At 63.5% G+C, this 18,539-nt stretch carries 17 protein-coding genes and 1 tRNA gene; 6 read left to right on the top strand and 12 right to left on the bottom strand.

Going from position 1 to position 18,539, the window contains the following annotated elements:
* Positions 1-4: 4 nt before the first annotated feature.
* From NKJ20_RS01110 to NKJ20_RS01075, 8 genes are all read right to left on the bottom strand, one after another.
* Entirely contained in the window at positions 5-949 is a 945-nt protein-coding gene (locus tag NKJ20_RS01110) for a carbohydrate ABC transporter permease (RefSeq protein ID WP_352742085.1), read from the bottom strand.
* Positions 946-1,905, bottom strand: coding sequence for a carbohydrate ABC transporter permease (locus tag NKJ20_RS01105; protein WP_023675368.1), 960 nt, complete (start codon positions 1,903-1,905; stop codon positions 946-948). Before NKJ20_RS01105 ends, NKJ20_RS01110 begins: the two co-directional genes overlap by 4 nt.
* Before the next feature lie 144 nt (positions 1,906-2,049).
* Positions 2,050-3,303: an ABC transporter substrate-binding protein gene (locus tag NKJ20_RS01100; RefSeq protein ID WP_031194023.1), complete on the bottom strand. Its 1,254-nt coding sequence runs from the start codon at positions 3,301-3,303 to the stop codon at positions 2,050-2,052.
* A gap of 59 nt (positions 3,304-3,362) precedes the next feature.
* The gene (locus tag NKJ20_RS01095; protein ID WP_352448242.1) at positions 3,363-4,874 is read right to left on the bottom strand and encodes an aldehyde dehydrogenase family protein; all 1,512 of its coding nucleotides are present in this window, start codon (positions 4,872-4,874) and stop codon (positions 3,363-3,365) included.
* 15 nt (positions 4,875-4,889) lie between these two features.
* Positions 4,890-5,666, bottom strand: a complete 777-nt coding sequence (locus tag NKJ20_RS01090; protein WP_352742083.1) for an enoyl-CoA hydratase/isomerase family protein — start codon at positions 5,664-5,666, stop codon at positions 4,890-4,892.
* On the bottom strand, positions 5,659-7,260 hold the full coding sequence (locus tag NKJ20_RS01085) for an acyl CoA:acetate/3-ketoacid CoA transferase (protein ID WP_352448240.1): 1,602 nt from the start codon (positions 7,258-7,260) through the stop codon (positions 5,659-5,661). The genes NKJ20_RS01090 and NKJ20_RS01085 overlap by 8 nt, the downstream gene beginning before the upstream one ends.
* The gene (locus tag NKJ20_RS01080; RefSeq protein WP_352448239.1) at positions 7,257-8,273 is read right to left on the bottom strand and encodes a Gfo/Idh/MocA family protein; all 1,017 of its coding nucleotides are present in this window, start codon (positions 8,271-8,273) and stop codon (positions 7,257-7,259) included. The genes NKJ20_RS01085 and NKJ20_RS01080 overlap by 4 nt, the downstream gene beginning before the upstream one ends.
* Positions 8,270-9,325, bottom strand: coding sequence for a LacI family DNA-binding transcriptional regulator (locus NKJ20_RS01075; protein WP_352448238.1), 1,056 nt, complete (start codon positions 9,323-9,325; stop codon positions 8,270-8,272). Before NKJ20_RS01075 ends, NKJ20_RS01080 begins: the two co-directional genes overlap by 4 nt.
* Positions 9,326-9,567: 242 nt before the next feature.
* Between NKJ20_RS01075 and NKJ20_RS01070 the strand changes: the two genes are divergently transcribed.
* Positions 9,568-10,722, top strand: a complete 1,155-nt coding sequence (locus NKJ20_RS01070; RefSeq protein WP_352448237.1) for a dihydrodipicolinate synthase family protein — start codon at positions 9,568-9,570, stop codon at positions 10,720-10,722.
* A 161-nt stretch (positions 10,723-10,883) separates the two neighbouring features.
* Positions 10,884-11,846 (top strand): GDP-L-fucose synthase, encoded by a 963-nt coding sequence (gene fcl / locus NKJ20_RS01065; RefSeq protein WP_352682500.1) that lies wholly within the window; start codon positions 10,884-10,886, stop codon positions 11,844-11,846.
* A 66-nt stretch (positions 11,847-11,912) separates the two neighbouring features.
* On the opposite strand, the gene NKJ20_RS01060 is transcribed toward fcl, so the two are convergent.
* Both NKJ20_RS01060 and cpdR read right to left on the bottom strand, forming a co-directional pair.
* A tRNA-Val gene (locus NKJ20_RS01060) sits at positions 11,913-11,987 on the bottom strand.
* A gap of 104 nt (positions 11,988-12,091) precedes the next feature.
* A complete protein-coding gene (cpdR, locus tag NKJ20_RS01055; RefSeq protein WP_006199474.1) occupies positions 12,092-12,454 on the bottom strand; it encodes a cell cycle two-component system response regulator CpdR in 363 nt (120 codons plus the stop codon).
* 153 nt (positions 12,455-12,607) lie between these two features.
* Between cpdR and NKJ20_RS01050 the strand changes: the two genes are divergently transcribed.
* The 3 genes from NKJ20_RS01050 to NKJ20_RS01040 all read left to right on the top strand — a co-directional run bounded on the left by NKJ20_RS01050 (position 12,608) and on the right by NKJ20_RS01040 (position 15,261).
* Positions 12,608-13,549, top strand: coding sequence for an N-formylglutamate amidohydrolase (locus NKJ20_RS01050; RefSeq protein WP_023675377.1), 942 nt, complete (start codon positions 12,608-12,610; stop codon positions 13,547-13,549).
* Between the two features lie 328 nt (positions 13,550-13,877).
* Positions 13,878-14,651 carry a histidinol-phosphatase gene (gene hisN / locus NKJ20_RS01045; RefSeq protein ID WP_352742080.1) on the top strand — a complete coding sequence of 258 codons (774 nt, stop codon included), beginning with the start codon at positions 13,878-13,880 and terminating at the stop codon, positions 14,649-14,651.
* A gap of 100 nt (positions 14,652-14,751) precedes the next feature.
* Positions 14,752-15,261 (top strand): DUF1579 domain-containing protein, encoded by a 510-nt coding sequence (locus NKJ20_RS01040; RefSeq protein WP_352742078.1) that lies wholly within the window; start codon positions 14,752-14,754, stop codon positions 15,259-15,261.
* Between the two features lie 19 nt (positions 15,262-15,280).
* On the opposite strand, the gene NKJ20_RS01035 is transcribed toward NKJ20_RS01040, so the two are convergent.
* Complete coding sequence (locus NKJ20_RS01035; protein WP_352742076.1) at positions 15,281-16,252, bottom strand: alpha/beta fold hydrolase; 972 nt, start codon at positions 16,250-16,252, stop codon at positions 15,281-15,283.
* A gap of 474 nt (positions 16,253-16,726) precedes the next feature.
* Here NKJ20_RS01035 and NKJ20_RS01030 point away from each other — a divergent pair, with 474 nt between their 5' ends.
* Positions 16,727-17,191, top strand: a complete 465-nt coding sequence (locus NKJ20_RS01030; RefSeq protein ID WP_023675381.1) for an Hsp20 family protein — start codon at positions 16,727-16,729, stop codon at positions 17,189-17,191.
* Positions 17,192-17,280: 89 nt separating this feature from the next.
* Here NKJ20_RS01030 and NKJ20_RS01025 read toward each other — a convergent pair whose 3' ends face one another.
* Positions 17,281-18,333 carry a threonine aldolase family protein gene (locus NKJ20_RS01025; protein WP_352742074.1) on the bottom strand — a complete coding sequence of 351 codons (1,053 nt, stop codon included), beginning with the start codon at positions 18,331-18,333 and terminating at the stop codon, positions 17,281-17,283.
* Positions 18,334-18,539 lie beyond the last annotated feature (206 nt).

Below are 18,539 nucleotides of genomic sequence, written 5' to 3'. Positions count from 1 at the left end.
GCGATTATCCTTTGACGGCGCCGGCCATCAGGCCGCGCACGAAATAGCGGCCGGCGAGCACGTAGACGAGGAGCGTCGGCAGCGCGGCGATCATCGCCGCCGCCATGTTGACGTTGTATTCGACGACGCCGGTCGAGGTGTTGACGACATTGTTCAGCGCCACCGTCATCGGCATCACGTCGCCTGAGCCGGCATAGGCGGAAGCGAAGAGGAAGTCGTTCCAGATGTTGGTGAACTGGTAGATCACCGTCACCACGATGATCGGCAGCGAGTTGGGCAGCATGATGCGCCGGAAGATCTGGAAGAAGCTGGCGCCGTCGATCTGCGCCGCCTTCACCAGCTCGTTCGGAAACGCTTCGTAATAATTGCGGAAGAACAGGGTGGTGAAGCCGATGCCGTAGACGACGTGAACGAACACAAGGTTCACGGTCGGATTGCCGAAGCCGAAGGTGAGGCCGGTCGCGTTCTGCAGCTTGACGCCGAACCGGCCGAGGCTGCCGAGGATCGTTGCCATCGGCAAGAGGACGGACTGGAACGGAATGAAGCAGGCAAACAGCATCAGCCCGAACACCAGCGTCGCCCCGCGAAAGCGCCACTTCGTCAGCACATAGCCGTTGAGCGCGCCGAGCAGGGTCGAGATGATGACGGCCGGAACCACCATCTTGATCGAGTTCCAGAAATAACCCTTCATGCCGACGCAGGTGAGACCCGAGCAAACCTCGCTCCACGCCCTTACCCAAGGTGCGAAGGTCGGCTCCTTCGGCAGCGCCAGCATGTTGCCGTTCTGGATTTCGTCCATGGTCTTGAACGAGGTCACCAGCATGACGAACAGCGGCATCAGATAGAACAGCGCGAACAGCGCCAGCAGCCCGTAGATGACAATACGGTTGACCGTCCTGGCGCTGATACCGCCAGTGCTCTGGCGAGCAGGAGTGGCCACGGCGCTCATCGCGGCTTCTCCCGAAGCTCGGAATAGAGATAGGGAACGATGATCGCGGTGATGGTCATCAGCATGATCACGGCGCTGGCCGAGCCGACGGCCATCTCGTTGCGCTTGAAGGTGTACTCATACATGAAGTTGGACGGCAGCCAGGCCGAACCGCCCGGTCCGCCGCTGGTCAGCGCGACCACCAGATCGTAGGATTTGATGGCGAGATGCGCGAGGACGATCAAGGCGGACAGGAAGATCGGCCGCAGCAGCGGGATGACGATGCGACGGTAGAGCTGGAAGGTGGTGGCGCCGTCGATCTGCGCCGCCTTCAGGATCTCGCCGTCGATGCCGCGCAGGCCGGCCAGGAACATCGCCATGATGAAGCCCGACGCCTGCCAGACGCCGGCGATGACCACCGTGTAGATGACGAAATCCTTGTTCTTGATCCAGTCGAAATGGAAGCTCGTCCAGCCCCATTGGTGCAGCGTCTGCTCGAGGCCGAGGCCGGGGTCCAGAAACCATTTCCAGGCAACGCCGGTGACGATGAACGACAGTGCCATCGGGTAGAGATAGATCGGCCGCAGCACACCTTCGCCGCGGATCTTCTGGTCGAGCAGGATCGCCAGGAACAGGCCGAGCGCCAGGCAGATGGAAATATAGAGGAAGCCGAAAATCCCCATATTGGTGATCGACGTGTACCAGGAGGACGGCGGATCGCTTTCGAAAGTCCAGCGCCATAGCCGCTGATAGGCGCGTGGCCCGGTGATCGCATAGGAGGGAAAGGTCTTGGAATTGGTGAAGGACAGATAGATCGTCCACAGGATGAAGCCGTAGACGAAGACGATAGTGGCGGCGAAGCTCGGCGCCAGCACGAGCTTCGGCAGCGCGTCCTGAAGGCGCGAGCGCACCGTGGCGCCCGGACGGGCATCGTGCTCCGGCGTCAGCGTGATACTGGTTTCAGCAACTGTGCTCATCTGTCCATTCCGTATGGCGGGTCCGGAATTCTGCTGTCTCGGGCTCTGCGGCACGAAAGCGTGCCGGTCGGCGCAACCGCAAAACCTCGCCGCAGGGGATCTCCCCGGCTTGCGCCGGGGAGATCATTCACATGGGCGGGTGCCTTACTTGGCGTCTTCGATCGCGCTGACCAGTTGGGTCACGGCCTCGTCCGAGGTCTTGATCTGGCCGTGCACGAATTTCGAGACGACATCCTTGTAGGCGTTGGCAACCGCGGGAGGCGCGCCATAGCCCTGCGCCAGCGAACCGAACAGCGTGCCGCCTTCATTGGCGGCCTTCAGGTCGGCCATGCCCTTCTTGCCGCAAGCGTCGAAATCGGTGTCCGGCACGTCGGTGCGGGCCGGAACAGAGCCCTTGACGACGTTGAAGGCCGACTGGAAGCTCTTCGACAGCGTGGCGGTGGCCAGGGCGATCTGGGCGGCTTTGCGGTCCTCCGGAACGTTGAACATGCCGAACATGTCGGAGTTGTAGACGACGCTGCCGTCGGTGCCCGGGAAGCGGTAGCACAGGAAGTCGGTGCCCGGGACCTTCTTGGCGGCGTTGAATTCGCCCTTGGCCCAGTCACCCATCACCTGCACCAGCGCATCGCCCTTGATGACCATGGCGGTGGCGAGGTTCCAGTCCCGGCCCGAGAAGTTCGGGTCGACATAGGTGACGAGCTTGGCGAGATTGTCGAACGACTTCTTCATCGTGTCGGACTTCAGCGACTCCTCGTCGAGGTCGTTGAAGGCCTTCTTGTAGAACTCGGGCCCGCCGGTCGACAGCACGACTGAGTCGAACATTGTCGCTTCCTGCCAGTTCTGGCCGCCCAGCGCGAGCGGGATGACGCCCGCCGCCTTGGCTTTGTCCAGCAACGCAATGAAGTCGTCGAAGGTCTTGGGCTCGGTGCCGCCGATCTTGTCCATCACCGCCTTGTTGATCCATAGCCAGTTGACCGAATGGACGTTGACCGGAGCCGCGACCCACTTGCCGTCATAGACGGAGAATTTCTGCAGGGCCGCGGGAACGGACTTGTCCCAGCCTTCCTTTATCGCCGTCTCGGTCAGGTCGCCCATGACGCCGGCTGCGGCGTAATCGAGCACGGTATAGCCAAGCATCTGCGAGGCGGTCGGGTAGTTGCCGGCCGCCACCATCGCCTTCAGCGCGGTCATGGCGGCGTCGCCGCCGCCGCCGGCCACCGGCACGTCCTTCCAGGCAAAGCCTTCCTTGGCCAGATCCTGCTTGAGCACGTTCAGCGCGGCAGCTTCGCCGCCCGACGTCCACCAATGCAGCATCTGGACTTCCTTGACGTCTTCGGCATGGGCCGCGAACGCAACGCCCGACGCGAGAGCCGTCCCGATAAGCAGTTTGCGCAACATGTACTTCCTCCCTTGTTGAACTTACACGACCGGCGGATGCCCACCGGGTTCTTCCCAACTCAGCCGACCCACCATCCGGTGCGCTGGCCGCGATGAAACTGGATTGTCTTTTCCTCGGTATAATCCTCGACGGCGCGCTTGCCGAGTTCGCGTCCGAGACCGGACTGCTTGTAGCCGCCGAAAGGCAGTTCGGGGTAACCCTCCATGAACGTGTTCACCCAAACAGTTCCCGAACGCACATTCCGCGCCACCGACATGCAGGTATCGATGCTGGCGCTCCACACGCCCGCCGACAGACCATAGGGCGTGTTGTTGGCGATGTGCAACGCCCTTTCAATCGATTCAAAAGTCAGCACCGAGAGCACCGGACCGAACACTTCCTCGCGCGCAATGGCCATGTCTTCGGTGACGTCGCGAACGATGGTCGGATCAAGATACTGGCCGGCGCTCGAAGCAAGCTGCTTGCCGCCGCTATAGATCCGGCCGCCGCTGTTTTCCGCTGCCGTCACGTAGCCGGTGACCTTGGCCATATGGTCGGCGGAGATCATCGCGCCGACCTTGGTGCGGTCGTCGAGCGGGTCGCCGACAACCACCTTGGCGGTGAGGGCTTTGACGGCGCCGAGGAACTCGTCGGCGATTGCCTCATGGACGATCAGCCGGCTGCCGGCATTGCAGCATTCGCCGGCATTGAAGAAGCCGCCGAACACCGCCGCATCGGCGGCGGCCTCGAGGTCGGCATCGGGAAAGACGATCTGGCCGTTCTTGCCGCCGAGCTCCATCGCGACTTTCTTCAGCGAGTTGGCGGCAGACGCCATGGTCATCCTGCCGACGCGGGTGGAGCCGGTGAACGACACCATCTCGACCAGCGGATGGCTGACCATCGGTGCGCCGACATCGGCGCCCAACCCGGCAAGGATGTTGACGACGCCATCCGGCAAGCCGGCCTGCATCAGGATCTCGCCGAGCACGAAGGTGGAGGCCGAGGTCATCTCGCTCGGCTTGACCACCGCGGTGCAACCGGCGGCGAGTGCGAAGGGCAGTTTCTGGCTGACGATAAGGAACGGGAAATTCCACGGCGTGATGATCGAGACGACGCCGATCGGTTCGCGCAGCACGACGCCGAGCATGGCGTCGCCGAGATTGGCGTAGCTTTCGCCGTGAAGGGTCCGCGCAAGTGCCGCGGCATAGCGCCAGATGTCGACGGCGCCGCCGATCTCGCCGCGCGCTTGCGCAATCGGCTTGCCGGATTCCAGCGCGTCGAGCCGTGCAATCTCGTCCAGCCGCGCCTCGATCAGGTCAGCAGCCTTGAGCAGGATCGCGGCGCGTTCGGCGGCCTTCATGCGCGGCCACGGGCCGGTCTCGAAGGCCTTGTGCGCGGCCTGTACCGCCGTCTCGACGTCCGCCGCGCCGGCTTGCGCATAGCGCGAGACGGTGAAGCCGTGGCCGGGGCTGCTGCGCTCCAGCGTGCGGCCGTCCTGGGCGTCGACGAACCTGCCGCCGATCAGCAGCCGGTAGCTTTGCGGCGCAGCGGCTGCCTCGGCGGGCATGGCGATGTTGAGAGGTGCGTTCATGTGAGTTTCAGGTTCCTAAGATCTTGAGAAGGCCGGCTTCTGCTTGGCCTTGAAAGCCTCGACGCCGGCCCTGAGATCGTTTGTCTGCGCGATGAAGCTGCTGGCCAGCGCTTCGGTCGCGGCAGCACTCTCCTCGCTTTCCGCAATGGCAATCATCAGCTTGGCGGCCTCGGTTGCCAGTGGCCCGCGCTCGGCGATCTTGCCGGCCCAGGCCTTGGCTTCGGCGAACGCCTTGCCGGTCTCGACCACCCGGTCGACAATCCCCAGAGCAAGAGCCTCGGTCGCCAGAAACACCTCGCCGCCGAGCGCCATCCGCCGCACTGCCTGCGCGCCGAAGCGGCGCACGGCGCGCTGTGTGCCGGACCAGCCGGGAACGACGCCGATCGAGGTTTCGGGGAACCCCAACTTCACCTGCGTTTCCGCCACGCGAAAGTCGCAAGCCGCCGCCAGTTCCAGCCCGCCGCCCAGCGCATGGCCGGCAAGAACGGCGATCGTGGGCTGCCGCAGCCGCGCCAGCCGGTCGAAGACGCGGTGGCCGTAGCGCACCCATTGCACCTGGAAATCGGCAGCGCTCATTTCTGCCCAAGCCTCGACGTCGCCGCCGGCGCAAAAGCCCTTGCCTTCGCCGCAGACCAGCACGACGCGGACGCCGGTTGCTGTCTCGGCCTCGTCGAGTGCCGCTTCCAGCGCCCGCAGCATCGGAATATCGAGCGCGTTGAATTTCTCCGGCCGGCGCAGCGTGACAATGCCGATGGCGCCGTCGGTTTCAAAGGTTACCAGACGCTCAGCCATGTGCGCCTCCAAGCGACGCGCCGCCATTGAGCGATAGGCCGATCGGCCGGTCCCGGTAGAGCGCATCCGGCGTCACTTTCAGGTCGTTGGCGACGGCGAGCGGGATCTCGGCCTGCGCCAGCACATCGCGCTCGAGGTCGATGCCCGGCGCCAACTCGGTCACCATCAGCCCCGCAGGCGTCAGCTTCATCACGCAGCGCTCGGTGACATAAGTGATGTCTTGTCCCTGCGCGACGGCACGCTTGCCCGAGAAGGAGATATGCTCGACCTCGTCGACGACTTTCTTGACCTTGCCCTCCTGGTCGATGCGGATGCCGCCACCGGCAAGCGACAGCTTGGCGCCGGCGTTGAAGAAACCGGAAAAGACGATCTTCTTCGCCCGCGCGGTGATGTCGACGAAGCCGCCGGCGCCGGCGGTGACATGCGGCCGCGCCGAAAGCTTCGAGACATTGACAGAGCCGTGCCGGTCGATCTGCAGGAAGGACAGCAGCGAGGCGTCGAAGCCGCCGGCCTGGAAATAGATGAACTGGTGCGGCGAGGGCATGAAGGCGTCGGCATTCGACGAGCAGCCGAACTTGAAGTCGAGCAGCGGCACGCCGCCGACCGCGCCCTGTTCGATGACCCAGGTGACCTTGCCGTGCTGGCCTTCCTCGAGCAGAATGCGCGGCACATTGGCCGAGATGCCGAAGCCGATATTGACCGCCATGCCGTCGGCAAGCTCCATGGCGACGCGGCGCGCAATGACCTTCTGGACGTTCATCTCGGCGTTGCGAAAGCTCGACAGCGGCCGGAAGATCTCGCCGGAGATGGCCGGATCGTAAGGCGTCAGCGTCGTCTGCAACTGGTCGGGCGCCACCACGATATGGTCGACCAGCACGCCGGGCACGCGCACATCGTGCGGCTTCAGCGTGCCGTTCTCGACGACGCGCTTGACCTGCGCGATGACGATGCCGCCATTGTTGCGGGCGGCCAGCGCCTGTTCGAGGCCGCCGAGATAGGCACCCTCATGCTCATAGGTAAGGTTGCCGCGCTCGTCCGCCGTGGTGGCGCGGATGATCGCGACCTGCGGTACGATCGAGCGGAAATAGAGCCATTCCTCGCCGTCGAACTGCTGCACCGAAACGATCGGCTCGCTGGCGGCAGCATTCATGGCGCAACCCTGATGGCGCGGATCGGCAAAGGTATCGAGCCCGACCTTGGTCAGCACGCCGGGGCGCTTGGCCGCGGCTTCGCGGTGCATGTCGAACAGAATGCCGGACGGCACGTTGTAGGCGGCGACCGTATTGTCGCCGATCATCTTCCAGATCTGCGGCGGTTCCGACGATGACGGCCCGGACGGATAGGAGCCGCACAAAGTGCGCTTCAACAGGCCGGGCTTGGCTAGATGGTCGATGCCCTTGATGCCGTACATGTCACCGGCGGCGATCGGGTGCAGCGTCGTGATGTCCCTGGGATGGCCTTCGGCGTCGAAGCGCTCGCCGATCGCGGCAAGCACCGCATCCGGGCAGCCGAGGCCGCTCGACGACGACACGGAAACGACCATGCCATCCCTGATCAGGCCGGCAGCCTCAGCAGCTGAAACGAGCTTGCTCACGCGGCGCTCCCGAGCTTCGGGTCGATGGCAACGGCGTTTCCGGACCTGGCCGATTGCAATGCCGCTTCGGCTGATGTCAGCGACCAGACGCCGTCCTCGCCGGTGGCGGACGGCTGGCCCTCGCCGCGGATCGCCGCGTGGAATTCGCGCAGCGAACGGGCATAGAGGTCTTCGCGGTCGAAGCTCAATTCCTCCTCACCCTGTGCCGTGCGAAGCAACACAGAGCCGAGCGGCTTCTGCGTCATCACGTCCTTGGCGATCAGCGAGCCTTCGCTGCCATGCACCTCGAAGCCGCTGCCGGCGAATTTGGTGGTAAAGCCCTCGTGCGACTGGGCGATGACGCCCGATGCGAAGCGCCAGAGGCACATGGCGCCGTCTTCCAGCCCGCCGGCGGCCATGCCGGCCGATTGTGTGAACGCCGAGATCTCGACCGGATCGTCGCCGAGCACGAAGCGCAGCGTGTCGGCATCGTGGACGGTGATGTCGAGCACCACGCCGCCGCCGGCGTCCGGCCTGGTGATGCGCCAGCCCTGCAGGTGTTCCGGCAGATAGACAGAGTGGAAGACGCGCGCGGCGATCGGCCTGCCGATGCGGCCGCCAGCGATCGCTTCGCGCATCGCCCGATGCGAGCCGGCATTGCGCAGATGGTGATTGGTGCCGAGCACAACGCCGGCGGCCCTGGCCGCCGCGACCATCTTGCGCGCGTCGGCGCTGGTCAGCGCCAGCGGCTTTTCGCACAGCACATGCTTTCCCGCCTCGATGGCGGCGAGTGCCTGTTCGAGATGCAATTCGTTAGTGGTCGAGATGTAGACGGCGTCGATATCGGATTTGAGCAGGGCGTCGAGCGTCGAGACCGCCGCCGGAATGCGGTTTTCACCGGCGTAATTGGCGGCGCGCTCCGGGCTGGAGCTCATCACCGCGGCGATCTCGCCGTCCTTCTGCGCGCGGATGGCGCCGATCATGAACTGTCTTGCGATCGTGCTGGCGCCGATCAATCCCCATCGGACGGTCATGCCGCGTCTCCCATTCCTGCACGCCGAGTTCCATTGCGATCGGGGCCGCAGCTTTCCCGGACCACGAGGTTGACGGCGCCGATATGATCCTCGGCGCGCGTGGTGCGCGACTGGATCATCTTCAGCACGACATGGGCGGCGCGCTCGCCGAGGCCGGCGGTGTTCACCGCGACGCTGGTCAGCGCCGGCATATAGTGCTCGGCCTCGGCGACGTCGTCGAAGCCGACGACGGCAAAGTCCGCGCCGGGTTCCAGGCCGCGCTTGCGCAGCGCCAGCAAGACGCCGAAGGCGACCGCATCGTTGAAGCAAAGGGCCGCGGTCGGCGGCGCGGCCATGGCAAGTGCGGTTTCCAGGCAGGCAATACCGCCCTTGCGGCTGGTTTCGCCCTCGAAGACCAGCCTGTCGGCCGGATCGATGCCGAGCGCTTCACAGGCCTCGCGAAAGCCGCCCAGGCGCTCGTGATAGACGACAAGGTCGGACGAGCCGCCGAAGAAGGCCAGCCGGCGGTGGCCCTTGCCGATCAGATGGGCGGTGGCGAGATAGGCGCCGCGATGATTGTCGGGCGTGATCACCGGGATACGGCTTTCGGGAAGCCGGCGCATGACGAAGACGACCGGAACGCCTGCGGTCTCAAGGCGACGGAACGCACCAGGCGTGGTGCCGCGCGCCGGCGACACGACGAGCCCGGCGACACCCTGCTCCATCAACGATTTCAGAACCTCTTCCTGGCGCACCGGGTTTTCAGCCGTATTGGCGATGAAAGGCACGACTCCGGCCGACTGGAAGACGCGCTCCATGCCGACCGCGAGCTCGGCGAAAAACGGATTGGTGAGATCGTTGATGACCATGCCGATGACGTTGGAATGGGCCTTGCGCAGATTGGCGGCGCCGCGGTTGTAGACATAGCCGACGTCCTCGATCGCCTTGCGCACCTTGAGCGCGGTTTCGGGCCGGATCAGCCCGCTGCCTTGCAGCACCAGCGATACCGTCGATTTGGACACGCCCGCCTCACGGGCGATGTCGAGTATCGTTGCCTTGGCCCGGCTGGCCATCCAGATCTGTCCTCCCGGTGGTTTCTTGTGCGATTTTATTGGAACGATCTAATCCCTGCGGCGCATTTGAGTCAATCGCGTTTTTGCGAAGCCGGGAAAAATGCGGCTCGGTGGCGCAATTCTCCGGCAAGCAGGGCTTTCGGCTGCTGCGATGCAGCAATTTTCGCTGCACGAGGCAGGAGTCAAAATATCTTGATTTGTTGGAACGTTCCATTTAATAGGCATTGGCAAGGGAGAGAGCCATGGACATCACCTTGCCCGGGGAAGGCGCCGGCCGTGTCCGCTGCCGGCTTGTCGGCCAGCCGGTACAGCCTGTGGCCGGCGCTCGCTTCTCGCGCATCGCCTACGCCGCCGCCCATGTCGTTGCCGATCCCCTCGCCATGACCGATCCGTGGTCGAGGCCCGCGGTCGACTGGGACAAGACGATGGCGTTTCGCCATCACCTCTGGGGGCTTGGCTTCCGTGTCGCCGAAGCGATGGACACCTCTCAGCGCGGCATGGGTTTCGACTGGGCGAATGCCAAGGAATTGATCCGCCGCTCGATCGCCGAGGCGCGAAGCGTCGAAGGCGCCGATCTTGCGTCGGGCGCCGGCACCGACCATCTGGCGCCGGGGGGCGCCAGCAGGCTAGACGATGTCATCGCGGCCTATGAAGAACAGCTCGGCTTCATCGAAGGGCTTGGCGGCAAGGCGATCATGATGGCCAGCCGGGCGCTGGCGGCGGTCGCCAAAGGCCCCGACGACTATATCGGCGTCTACGACCGCATCCTGTCCCAGGCCTCCGGCAAGGTCATCCTGCACTGGCTGGGCGACATGTTCGACCCGGCGCTGAAAGGCTACTGGGGCAGCAGCGACTTCGAAACTGCGCTGGAGACGGTGGTCGCGATCATCGAACGCCATGCCGGCAAGGTCGAAGGCATAAAGATATCGCTGCTCGATGTCGGCAAGGAGATTGCGCTCAGGGACCGGCTGCCTGAGGGCGTGCTGATGTTCACCGGCGACGATTTCAATTACCCCGAGCTGATCGCCGGCGACGGCGACAGACATTCGCACGCGCTGCTCGGCATTTTCGATGCGATCGCGCCGGTCGCCAATGCAGCGCTGGCAAAGCTGGCCGACGGCGACCGCGCCGGCTATGACGCGCTGATGGCGCCGACAGTGCCGCTGTCGCGCAAAATCTTCGAGGTGCCGACCGAATATTACAAGGCCGGCATCGTCTTCATGGCATGGCTGAACGGCCACCAGGAGCATTTTTCGATGATCGGCGGCATGCAATCGGCGCGCGGCATCCGTCACTATTCCGATGTCTTTCGCCTTGCCGACCAGGCAGGGTTGCTGGCCGACCCCGAGCTTGCCATTGCCAGAATGACAAGCCTCTGCGCGGTAGCGGGCGTCTGATCGCGAGCGCTACAGCGTCCGATCCAAAGGTTGCTTCGGGTGGCTTGCGATTTGCCTTGTCTGGGCAAATCTGTATGCGGTATGCGTCCGGCAACAGAGAAGCCGATCCGGCGCTCCGCCGGCCAACTGGCATAGCTGCCGTTCTGCATTGGGGTAAGCTGATGACCTTCGACCTTCAGGGCAAGCGCGTTTTCGTGGCCGGACATCGCGGCATGGTCGGCTCGGCCATCTTGCGCAGATTGGCCGACGAGGATTGCGAGGTTATGACCGCCTCGCGCGCCGAGCTCGATCTTCTCGACCAGGCCGGCGTGCGGCGCTGGATGGCCGACCGCAAGCCGGATGCAGTGGTGATGGCGGCGGCCAAGGTCGGCGGTATCCTGGCCAACAACAGGCTTCCCGTCGATTTCCTGCAGGACAATCTCGTCATGCAGAACAATGTCATCGACAGCGCCTTCCGCAACGAGGTGCAGAAGCTGCTGTTTCTCGGCTCATCCTGCATCTATCCCAAATTCGCGGCGCAGCCGATCTCCGAGGACGCCTTGCTGACCGGGCCGCTCGAACCCACCAACGAATGGTATGCGATCGCCAAGATCGCCGGGCTGAAACTGTGCCAGGCCTATCGGCGCCAGTACGGCGTCGACTACATCTCGGCGATGCCGACCAATCTCTACGGTCCGGGCGACAATTTCGACCTCAATTCCAGCCATGTCGTGCCCGCTCTGATGCGCAAGGCGCACGAGGCCAGGCGCGCCGGCCGCAAGAGCCTGGAGGTGTGGGGATCAGGCACGCCGATGCGCGAATTCCTGCATGTCGACGACGCCGCCGACGCGCTGGTCTGGTTGCTGAAGAATTATTCGGGCGACAGCCACATCAATGTCGGCTCGGGAGAAGACATCACCATTGCCGATCTTGCCCGCACCATCGTGTCGGTCGCCGGCGCCGATGCTGCGATAACGTTCGATGCGACGAAGCCGGACGGCACGCCGCGCAAGCTGATGGACGTGTCGCGTCTGTTCGCCACCGGCTGGCGCCCGCGCTACTCGCTGCGCAGCGGATTGGAACAGACCTATGCCTGGTTTCTGGAGCACGTCGAGACCGGCGATCTGCGCCTCGGTGCGGCCTGAGGCCGGTATAGGCCGGCAACGTCAGTCGACGAAAAATACCGACGGCCAATTGAGGGATTGTCTGGATGGTGGGCGTGACAGGGATTGAACCTGTGACCCCTGCAATGTCAATGCAGTGCTCTCCCGCTGAGCTACACGCCCATCCGAAGCCGCGCATACACCATTTTTGGTTCGGCACGTCAATAGCGGGAAAAGCGAAAGAATGGCTGGCTTGCCGGGTCGGTCAAGACGCGACAAAAAACGCGTCAGGCGGCCTGCAGCATCTTTTCGACTTCGTTGACGAGGTCGCGCAGGTGGAACGGCTTCGATAGCACCTTGGCGTCTTTCGGCGCCTTGGAATCAGGGTTCAGCGCGACGGCGGCGAAGCCGGTGATGAACATCACCTTGAGGTCGGGATCGATCTCCGTGGCGCGACGGGCGAGCTCGATGCCATCCATCTCGGGCATGACGATGTCGGTCAAAAGTAGCGAAAAAGGTTCCTCGCGCAGCCGCTCATAGGCACTGGCGCCATTGTCGAAATCGCTGACCTGATAACCGGCGCGCTCCAGCGCCTTGACGAGGAACCGGCGCATGTCGTCATCGTCTTCCGCCAGCAGAATGCGTGCCATCTTGTCCCGTCCGAATCACCCAACCGACAATGCCGTGCGGCAAGCCCGTTAACCATGCTGTATATGAGGAGGTGACGGTAAACATCAAGTGAACGTTGGCCGCACAATCCTGATTTGGCTGGCGCTTCGGCGGCTGGACATGCGGGCGGCGAGGTGGCACTTTCCTATCATGATGCATTGGTATTCCCGGGTTCGTTCAAATTGAAAACGGCAGCCGAGGATTTTTCGGTCGTTCCTCCCTTCGAAATCCGATCGGGCGCCGAACAGCGCGTTCCCTTCCTCTTCAACTCGCCGCATAGCGGCCGCTACTATCCGGAGCGGTTCATGGCGATGGCCAAGCTGGACCGCAACGCCATCCGCCGCTCAGAGGACTGCTATGTCGAGGAATTGTTCGGCGGCGCCGTCGCGCTCGGTGCGCCGATGCTGGCGGCAAACTTCCCGCGCGCCTATCTCGACGTCAACCGGGAGCCGTGGGAACTCGACCCGCGCATGTTCGCCGAACCGGTGCCGTCATTCTGCAACATCCGCTCGGCGCGGGTGGCCGGCGGGCTCGGCACCGTGCCCAAGCTGGTCGGCGAGGGGCTCGACATCTATTCCGGCCGCTTGCCGCTGGCGGAAGCCGTGGCGCGCATCGAAGCGGTCTACAAGCCCTATCACGAGACGCTGAAACGGCTTTTGACCAGAACCCACGCGCGCTTCGGCTACGCCGTGCTGATTGACTGCCACTCGATGCCGGCAAGCATAAGGGTCGGCGACAGCGGATTGCGGCCTGACTTCATCGTCGGCGACCGCTTTGGCATTTCCGCCGCGGCGGCGTTGACCGAGACGGCGATCGGCCTGCTCACCGGCATGGGCTACAGCGTCGCCCACAACAAGCCCTACGCCGGAGGCTTCATTACCGAGCACTATGGCCGCCCCGTGCGCCATCTGCATGCGCTGCAGATCGAGGTCAATCGCGGGCTCTACATGAATGAGCGGACGTTCCAGAGATCGGCTGGTTTCGACGCACTGGCCGACGATCTGGCGCGGTTTTCGGCCGAACTGATGGCGATGCCCGATCACAATTTCATGGATCTGCCGCTGGCCGCCGAATAGCCGCGGAATCGCGGCACTCGCCGCTCATGCGGCAGCGTAAAAAAAGACCGCATCGTTTGCACGACACGGTCGAAGTCTAGGGAGGAAACGCCCAAGGAGGGCATGGACAGGAACCCCTATCCGAGAACAAACGTATTGTGCGCTGCACAAATGTCAAGGCGCGTTCCGGCTTTTTTAATTCACTGTGAAGTGGAAACTGCATTTCCATGACGGCGGCGTTGCATTCGAGCAACAGTTGGCACCATGCGAAAGGCTCCGAACGCCTTTGTTTCGGCATAAATCCGTAGGCAAACGGGTATCTCCAAACATGCTGGAGCGGGAGAATCAGTTGGACATCAGCATCGAGTTCATGCGGCGCATTGCGCGTGCCGCCGCAGCCGAGACCTTGCCGCGCTTCCGCAACCAGGGCGCGGTCACCAACAAGGAGCGCGGCAGCTTCGACCCGGTCACCGAGGCCGACCGCGAGGCCGAGCGCGCCATCCGGGCGCTGATATCAGCGCAATACCCCGATCACGGCATTCTCGGCGAGGAACATGGCAGCGAAAACATCTCCAGCCGGCATGTCTGGGTGATCGATCCGATCGACGGCACGCGCGCCTTCATTTCCGGCCTGCCGGTATGGGGCACGCTGGTCGGACTGACGGTCGACGGCGATGCCGTGGCCGGCATGATGTCGCAGCCCTTCACCGGCGAGTTGTTCTACGCCAATGCTTCCGGCTCGCATTATGAAGGTCCCGGTGGCCCCCGAAAACTCGCAACGCGCAAGACGACGAATCTCACCGAGGCGACGCTGTTCACCACCACGCCGGCGCTGTTCAAGGGAGACGCGCGCCTGCGCTACGACCTGTTCGAGCAACAGGTCCAGCTCGCCCGTTACGGCACCGACTGCTATGCCTTTGCCATGGTGGCGGCGGGCAGCGTCGATATCGTTGCCGATCCCGGATTGAAACCGTACGACATCGTCGCGCTGATCCCGATCATCGAGAAGGCAGGCGGCGTTGTCACCACCTTCGAAGGCGGACCGGCGGAAAAGGGCGGCGACATTTTGGCGGCGGCGACACCGGAACTGCACGCGGCGGCGATGGCGGCGCTGCGCGGCTGAGATTGGGCATACTGCCCAGGCGAGATCGTTGCCATACCTCCTGACAGGATGATGTCAGTTGGCATGCGCTATGAAACGCTGTCAGCCGGGAGGATCATAGATGCCGACGCAGCCAGCAGCCAGCCATTCCGATGCTCCGGCGGACGGGCGGGCCGATTTCGATTTCTTCTTCGGGCGCTGGACCGTCGGCCATCGAAGATTGCAGAAGCGGCTGCAGGGCGACGGCAACTGGGATGTGTTTGGCGGCACGTGTGACGTGCGGCCGATCCTTGGCGGCCTCGGCAATATCGACGACAATTGGATTGAATTGCCCGGCGGGCCCTATCGCGCCGCCACCTTGCGGACCTTCGACCCGGCGGCGAGGCAATGGTCGATCTGGTGGATCGACGGCCGCAATCCGTCGACCATCGATGTTCCGATGCGCGGCACTTTCGTGGCGGGCGTCGGCACGTTCCTGTGCGAAGACGTCTTCGACGGCCAGCCGATCCAGGTTCGCTTCCTGTGGTCGCGGATCACGGACAGGTCGGCACGCTGGGAGCAGGCTTTTTCGCCGGACGGCGGCAAGACATGGGAGACCAACTGGATCATGGATTTTGCCCGCGTGAGCTGAAGCCGGACAGGTATGCGGCTCAGACGTCACCGGTTCCTGGGATGAAGGCATCGAATGCCGCAAGCAGTTGCTCGCGATAGAGGTCGGCTTCCTGGAGGATCTCATGGCGGGCGCCGTCGATCATCACCAGCGAGCCGACGCGCAGACGTCTCGCATAGGCCTCGACTGCCCTGGTCGAGACGACCTGGTCGGCGCCGGCGGCGATCATCAGCAAGGGCACGTGGATCTTGGCCATGAAATCCGGGTCGCTGACGATCAAGGACGCCTCCGTCGCCGCCTTCAGCCAGCGGATCGTCGGTCCGCCGAGCGCCAGCTGCGGATAGGTTTCGTAGATCAGCGTATTGCGCCGATAGCGTTCCGGGTCGCTGGTCAGCTTGTTCATGGCGAAGGGCACCGATTCCTTGGGCCGCGGCCCCCATGCGGCATAGAGTCGGCCAAGGCCGAGAAGGCTGAACAGCGAACAGATGCGGCGGACGGTTTTTACCGAAACCGGCAGGTCCGGCACGGTGAAGAACGGTGCGATCAGCACCATGCGGCGCACGCGGTTCGCCATCGAGGGCGCGGCGAGCAGCGCAATCACCGCGCCGGCCGAGTGGGCCAGTATGTAGTAGGGTCCTCGGCAATCGGGCAGCACGATCTCCTCGAAGAACTGCTCCAGATCACTGGTGTAGTCGAAGAAGCTCCGGACGAAGCCGCGCTGTCGGTCGCCGATCAGCCGGTCGGAAGCGCCCTGGCCGCGCCAGTCGAGGGTTGCCACGCCGAAGCCCCGGTCGGTAAGGTTGCGAATGGTCTCGAAATACTTCTCGATGCACTCGTTGCGGCCGGTCAGGACGACGACGGTGCCCTTCATCGGGCGGGCAACCGCGGCAAACAGCCCATAGCGGATCTTCTTGCCGTCGCGCGTGGTGAAGAAGCCGCCGGCCGTGTTTTCCGGCAGCGGATTGCCCGGAGTTTCGTGGAAGAGAGGGGGCTGGTGGAGAAGATCGGTCATACGGTGTTTGGTTGGTGTCGGTGCCGGCGTGGGCGCAAGTCAGGCATAAACGCCCATGCGCCAAAAGCAAAGGAATTTGGGACGCCGGGGAGGTCGACCGCCAGGCAGCGAACAAGTAAGGCCGGAAGCAGCCTTGGCGTGCTTCCGGCCTCTGTCGACCGGGAGGAAGGGACGTTACACCCGGTTCGGCCTCGTCGTGTCGCCTTCCCGGCGACCTGTTCGTGATCTCGAGAACAGTTTTAGTGCCGCCTGGCTGAACGCTCGCCGAAGCCACGGTTCATCTGCCGTTCATCGGCATCGGGACGTGGGCCGGGACCGGTCCCGTTTGGACGCGGGAAAATCTTGAAATGCCGTCGCCGGCTTCCCAAATTTGTCATGCGGTCGCCAATGTCGGGGCCGCTGGCCCATCCGGAACGCCGTCACGGGTTTCGCACCGGCCATACGCAACCTTGTTGCTCAACAGGAGAACACACCATGCGTCACGTTGATTTTTCCCCGCTCTACCGTTCGACCGTCGGTTTTGACCGGTTGTTCACCATGCTCGATTCGCTTGCGCAGCCGGAAGGCCAGACGTATCCGCCTTACAACATCGAGCGCACGGGCGAGGATGCCTATCGCATCTCGATGGCTGTGGCCGGCTTCTCGGAAGATGAGATTTCGATCGAAGCTCACCGCAATGTGCTGACCGTCAAGGGTGAGCGCAAGGAGGAAGGCAATGGCGAAGGCTCCGAACTGCTCTATCGCGGTATCGCCAGTCGAGCCTTCGAGCGCCGCTTCCAGCTTGCCGATCACGTCGAGGTTGTCGGCGCCGCGCTGAAGAACGGCCTGCTCTTCGTCGACCTCAAGCGCAACATCCCCGAAGAGCTGAAGCCGCGCAAGATCGCGATCACCTCGGCTCCGGCCAAGGCCAAGCAGATCGAGGCCAAGACTGCCGCCTAAGCCAGGCAGCTAAACTCCGGGACGCCAACTCCCCGGGAAGAAAGGGCGGTGCAGCAATGCGCCGCTCTTTTGCTGGTGGGCAAGGCTTGCTATCCGGCGAGCAGGTAGCCGAAACGGTCGACCTCGTCGGGCGTGGTCGCGAAGCTGGTGACAAAGCGATAGAGCGCTTCGTCTTCGCCAATGTAGCCGTCGTAGCTGAGCGGCCTGTGCCAGTCGTGGAAGGCCGCCCCTGCCGCTTGCATTCTTTCGGCCTCGGCCTTTTTCATGACTGCGAAGACCTCGTTCGCCTGCGGCAGCCAGGCCAGCCGGGCCGAAGGGGAATCTTCTATCGCCGCGGCAAGCCGTGCCGCCATCGCATTGGCGTGCCGTGCTGTGTCGAGCCATAGCCCACCCCTGAAATAAGCATCGAATTGCGCGGCGATGAAGCGCGATTTCGAGAACAGCTGGGCCGCGCGCTTGCGCAAAAAGGCCAATTCCTTGGCTCGCTCGAGGTCGAACAGCACGATCGCCTCGGCGCACCAACAGCCATTCTTGGTGCCGCCAAAGGAGAGGATGTCGACACCGTGCTTCCAGGTCATTTCGGCCGGCGTCGTTTCCAGCGCGACGAGCGCATTGGCAAAGCGGGCCCCATCCATGTGCAGCGGCAATCCGTGCTGCTTTGCGATCGCCGAAATCCTGGCGATTTCGTTCAGCGTGTAGACGGTGCCGACTTCGGTCGACTGGGTGATCGAAACGGCAACCGGCCGCCCGGAATGGACGTTTTCGGGTGCGAAACGGTCCACCGCCCGTTCCAGATTGCCGGCATCGATCCTGCCGAGTGCGCCTTCGACTGTATAAAGCCGCGAACCGCCGGTGAAATATTCCGGTGCACCGCATTCGTCCTCGATGACGTGCGATTCGCGATGGCAGAAGGAAATGCCGCCTGGCTTGTTATAGGTAGTCAGCGACAGCGAATTGGCAGCGGTGCCGGTGGCGACGAAAAACACCGCGACCTCGCATTCGAAGATTTCATTGAAGCGCTGGTAAACGGCCTTGTCGAGGGCACCGTCGCCATAGGCGGTGGAGAAGCCGTCGGCATGGCCCGACAGGCCGGCAGCGATACGGGGATGGGCGCCTGCCCAATTGTCGGAAGCGAAAATCATGCGTCTGCCTATGCTGGGGAAATCGATGCGAGCTTGGCCGCTTTCGCATGCCGGCCGCAAGTGGCAGATGCCGAAAATCCGCTAAAGCCAGCGAAACGCATGAGCGTAGATGCAGCGACTGAAGGCTACGCTGACACGGCGTTCCGCGCAATTTTCTGTCGCGAAAGCCTCAAGAATTTTGTGAATCGGTCTTGTGTGCATCCAAA

This window comes from Mesorhizobium sp. M0185, assembly GCF_040322175.1.
GTDB lineage: Bacteria > Pseudomonadota > Alphaproteobacteria > Rhizobiales > Rhizobiaceae > Mesorhizobium.
This window is presented reverse-complemented; position numbering and strand designations above follow the sequence as displayed.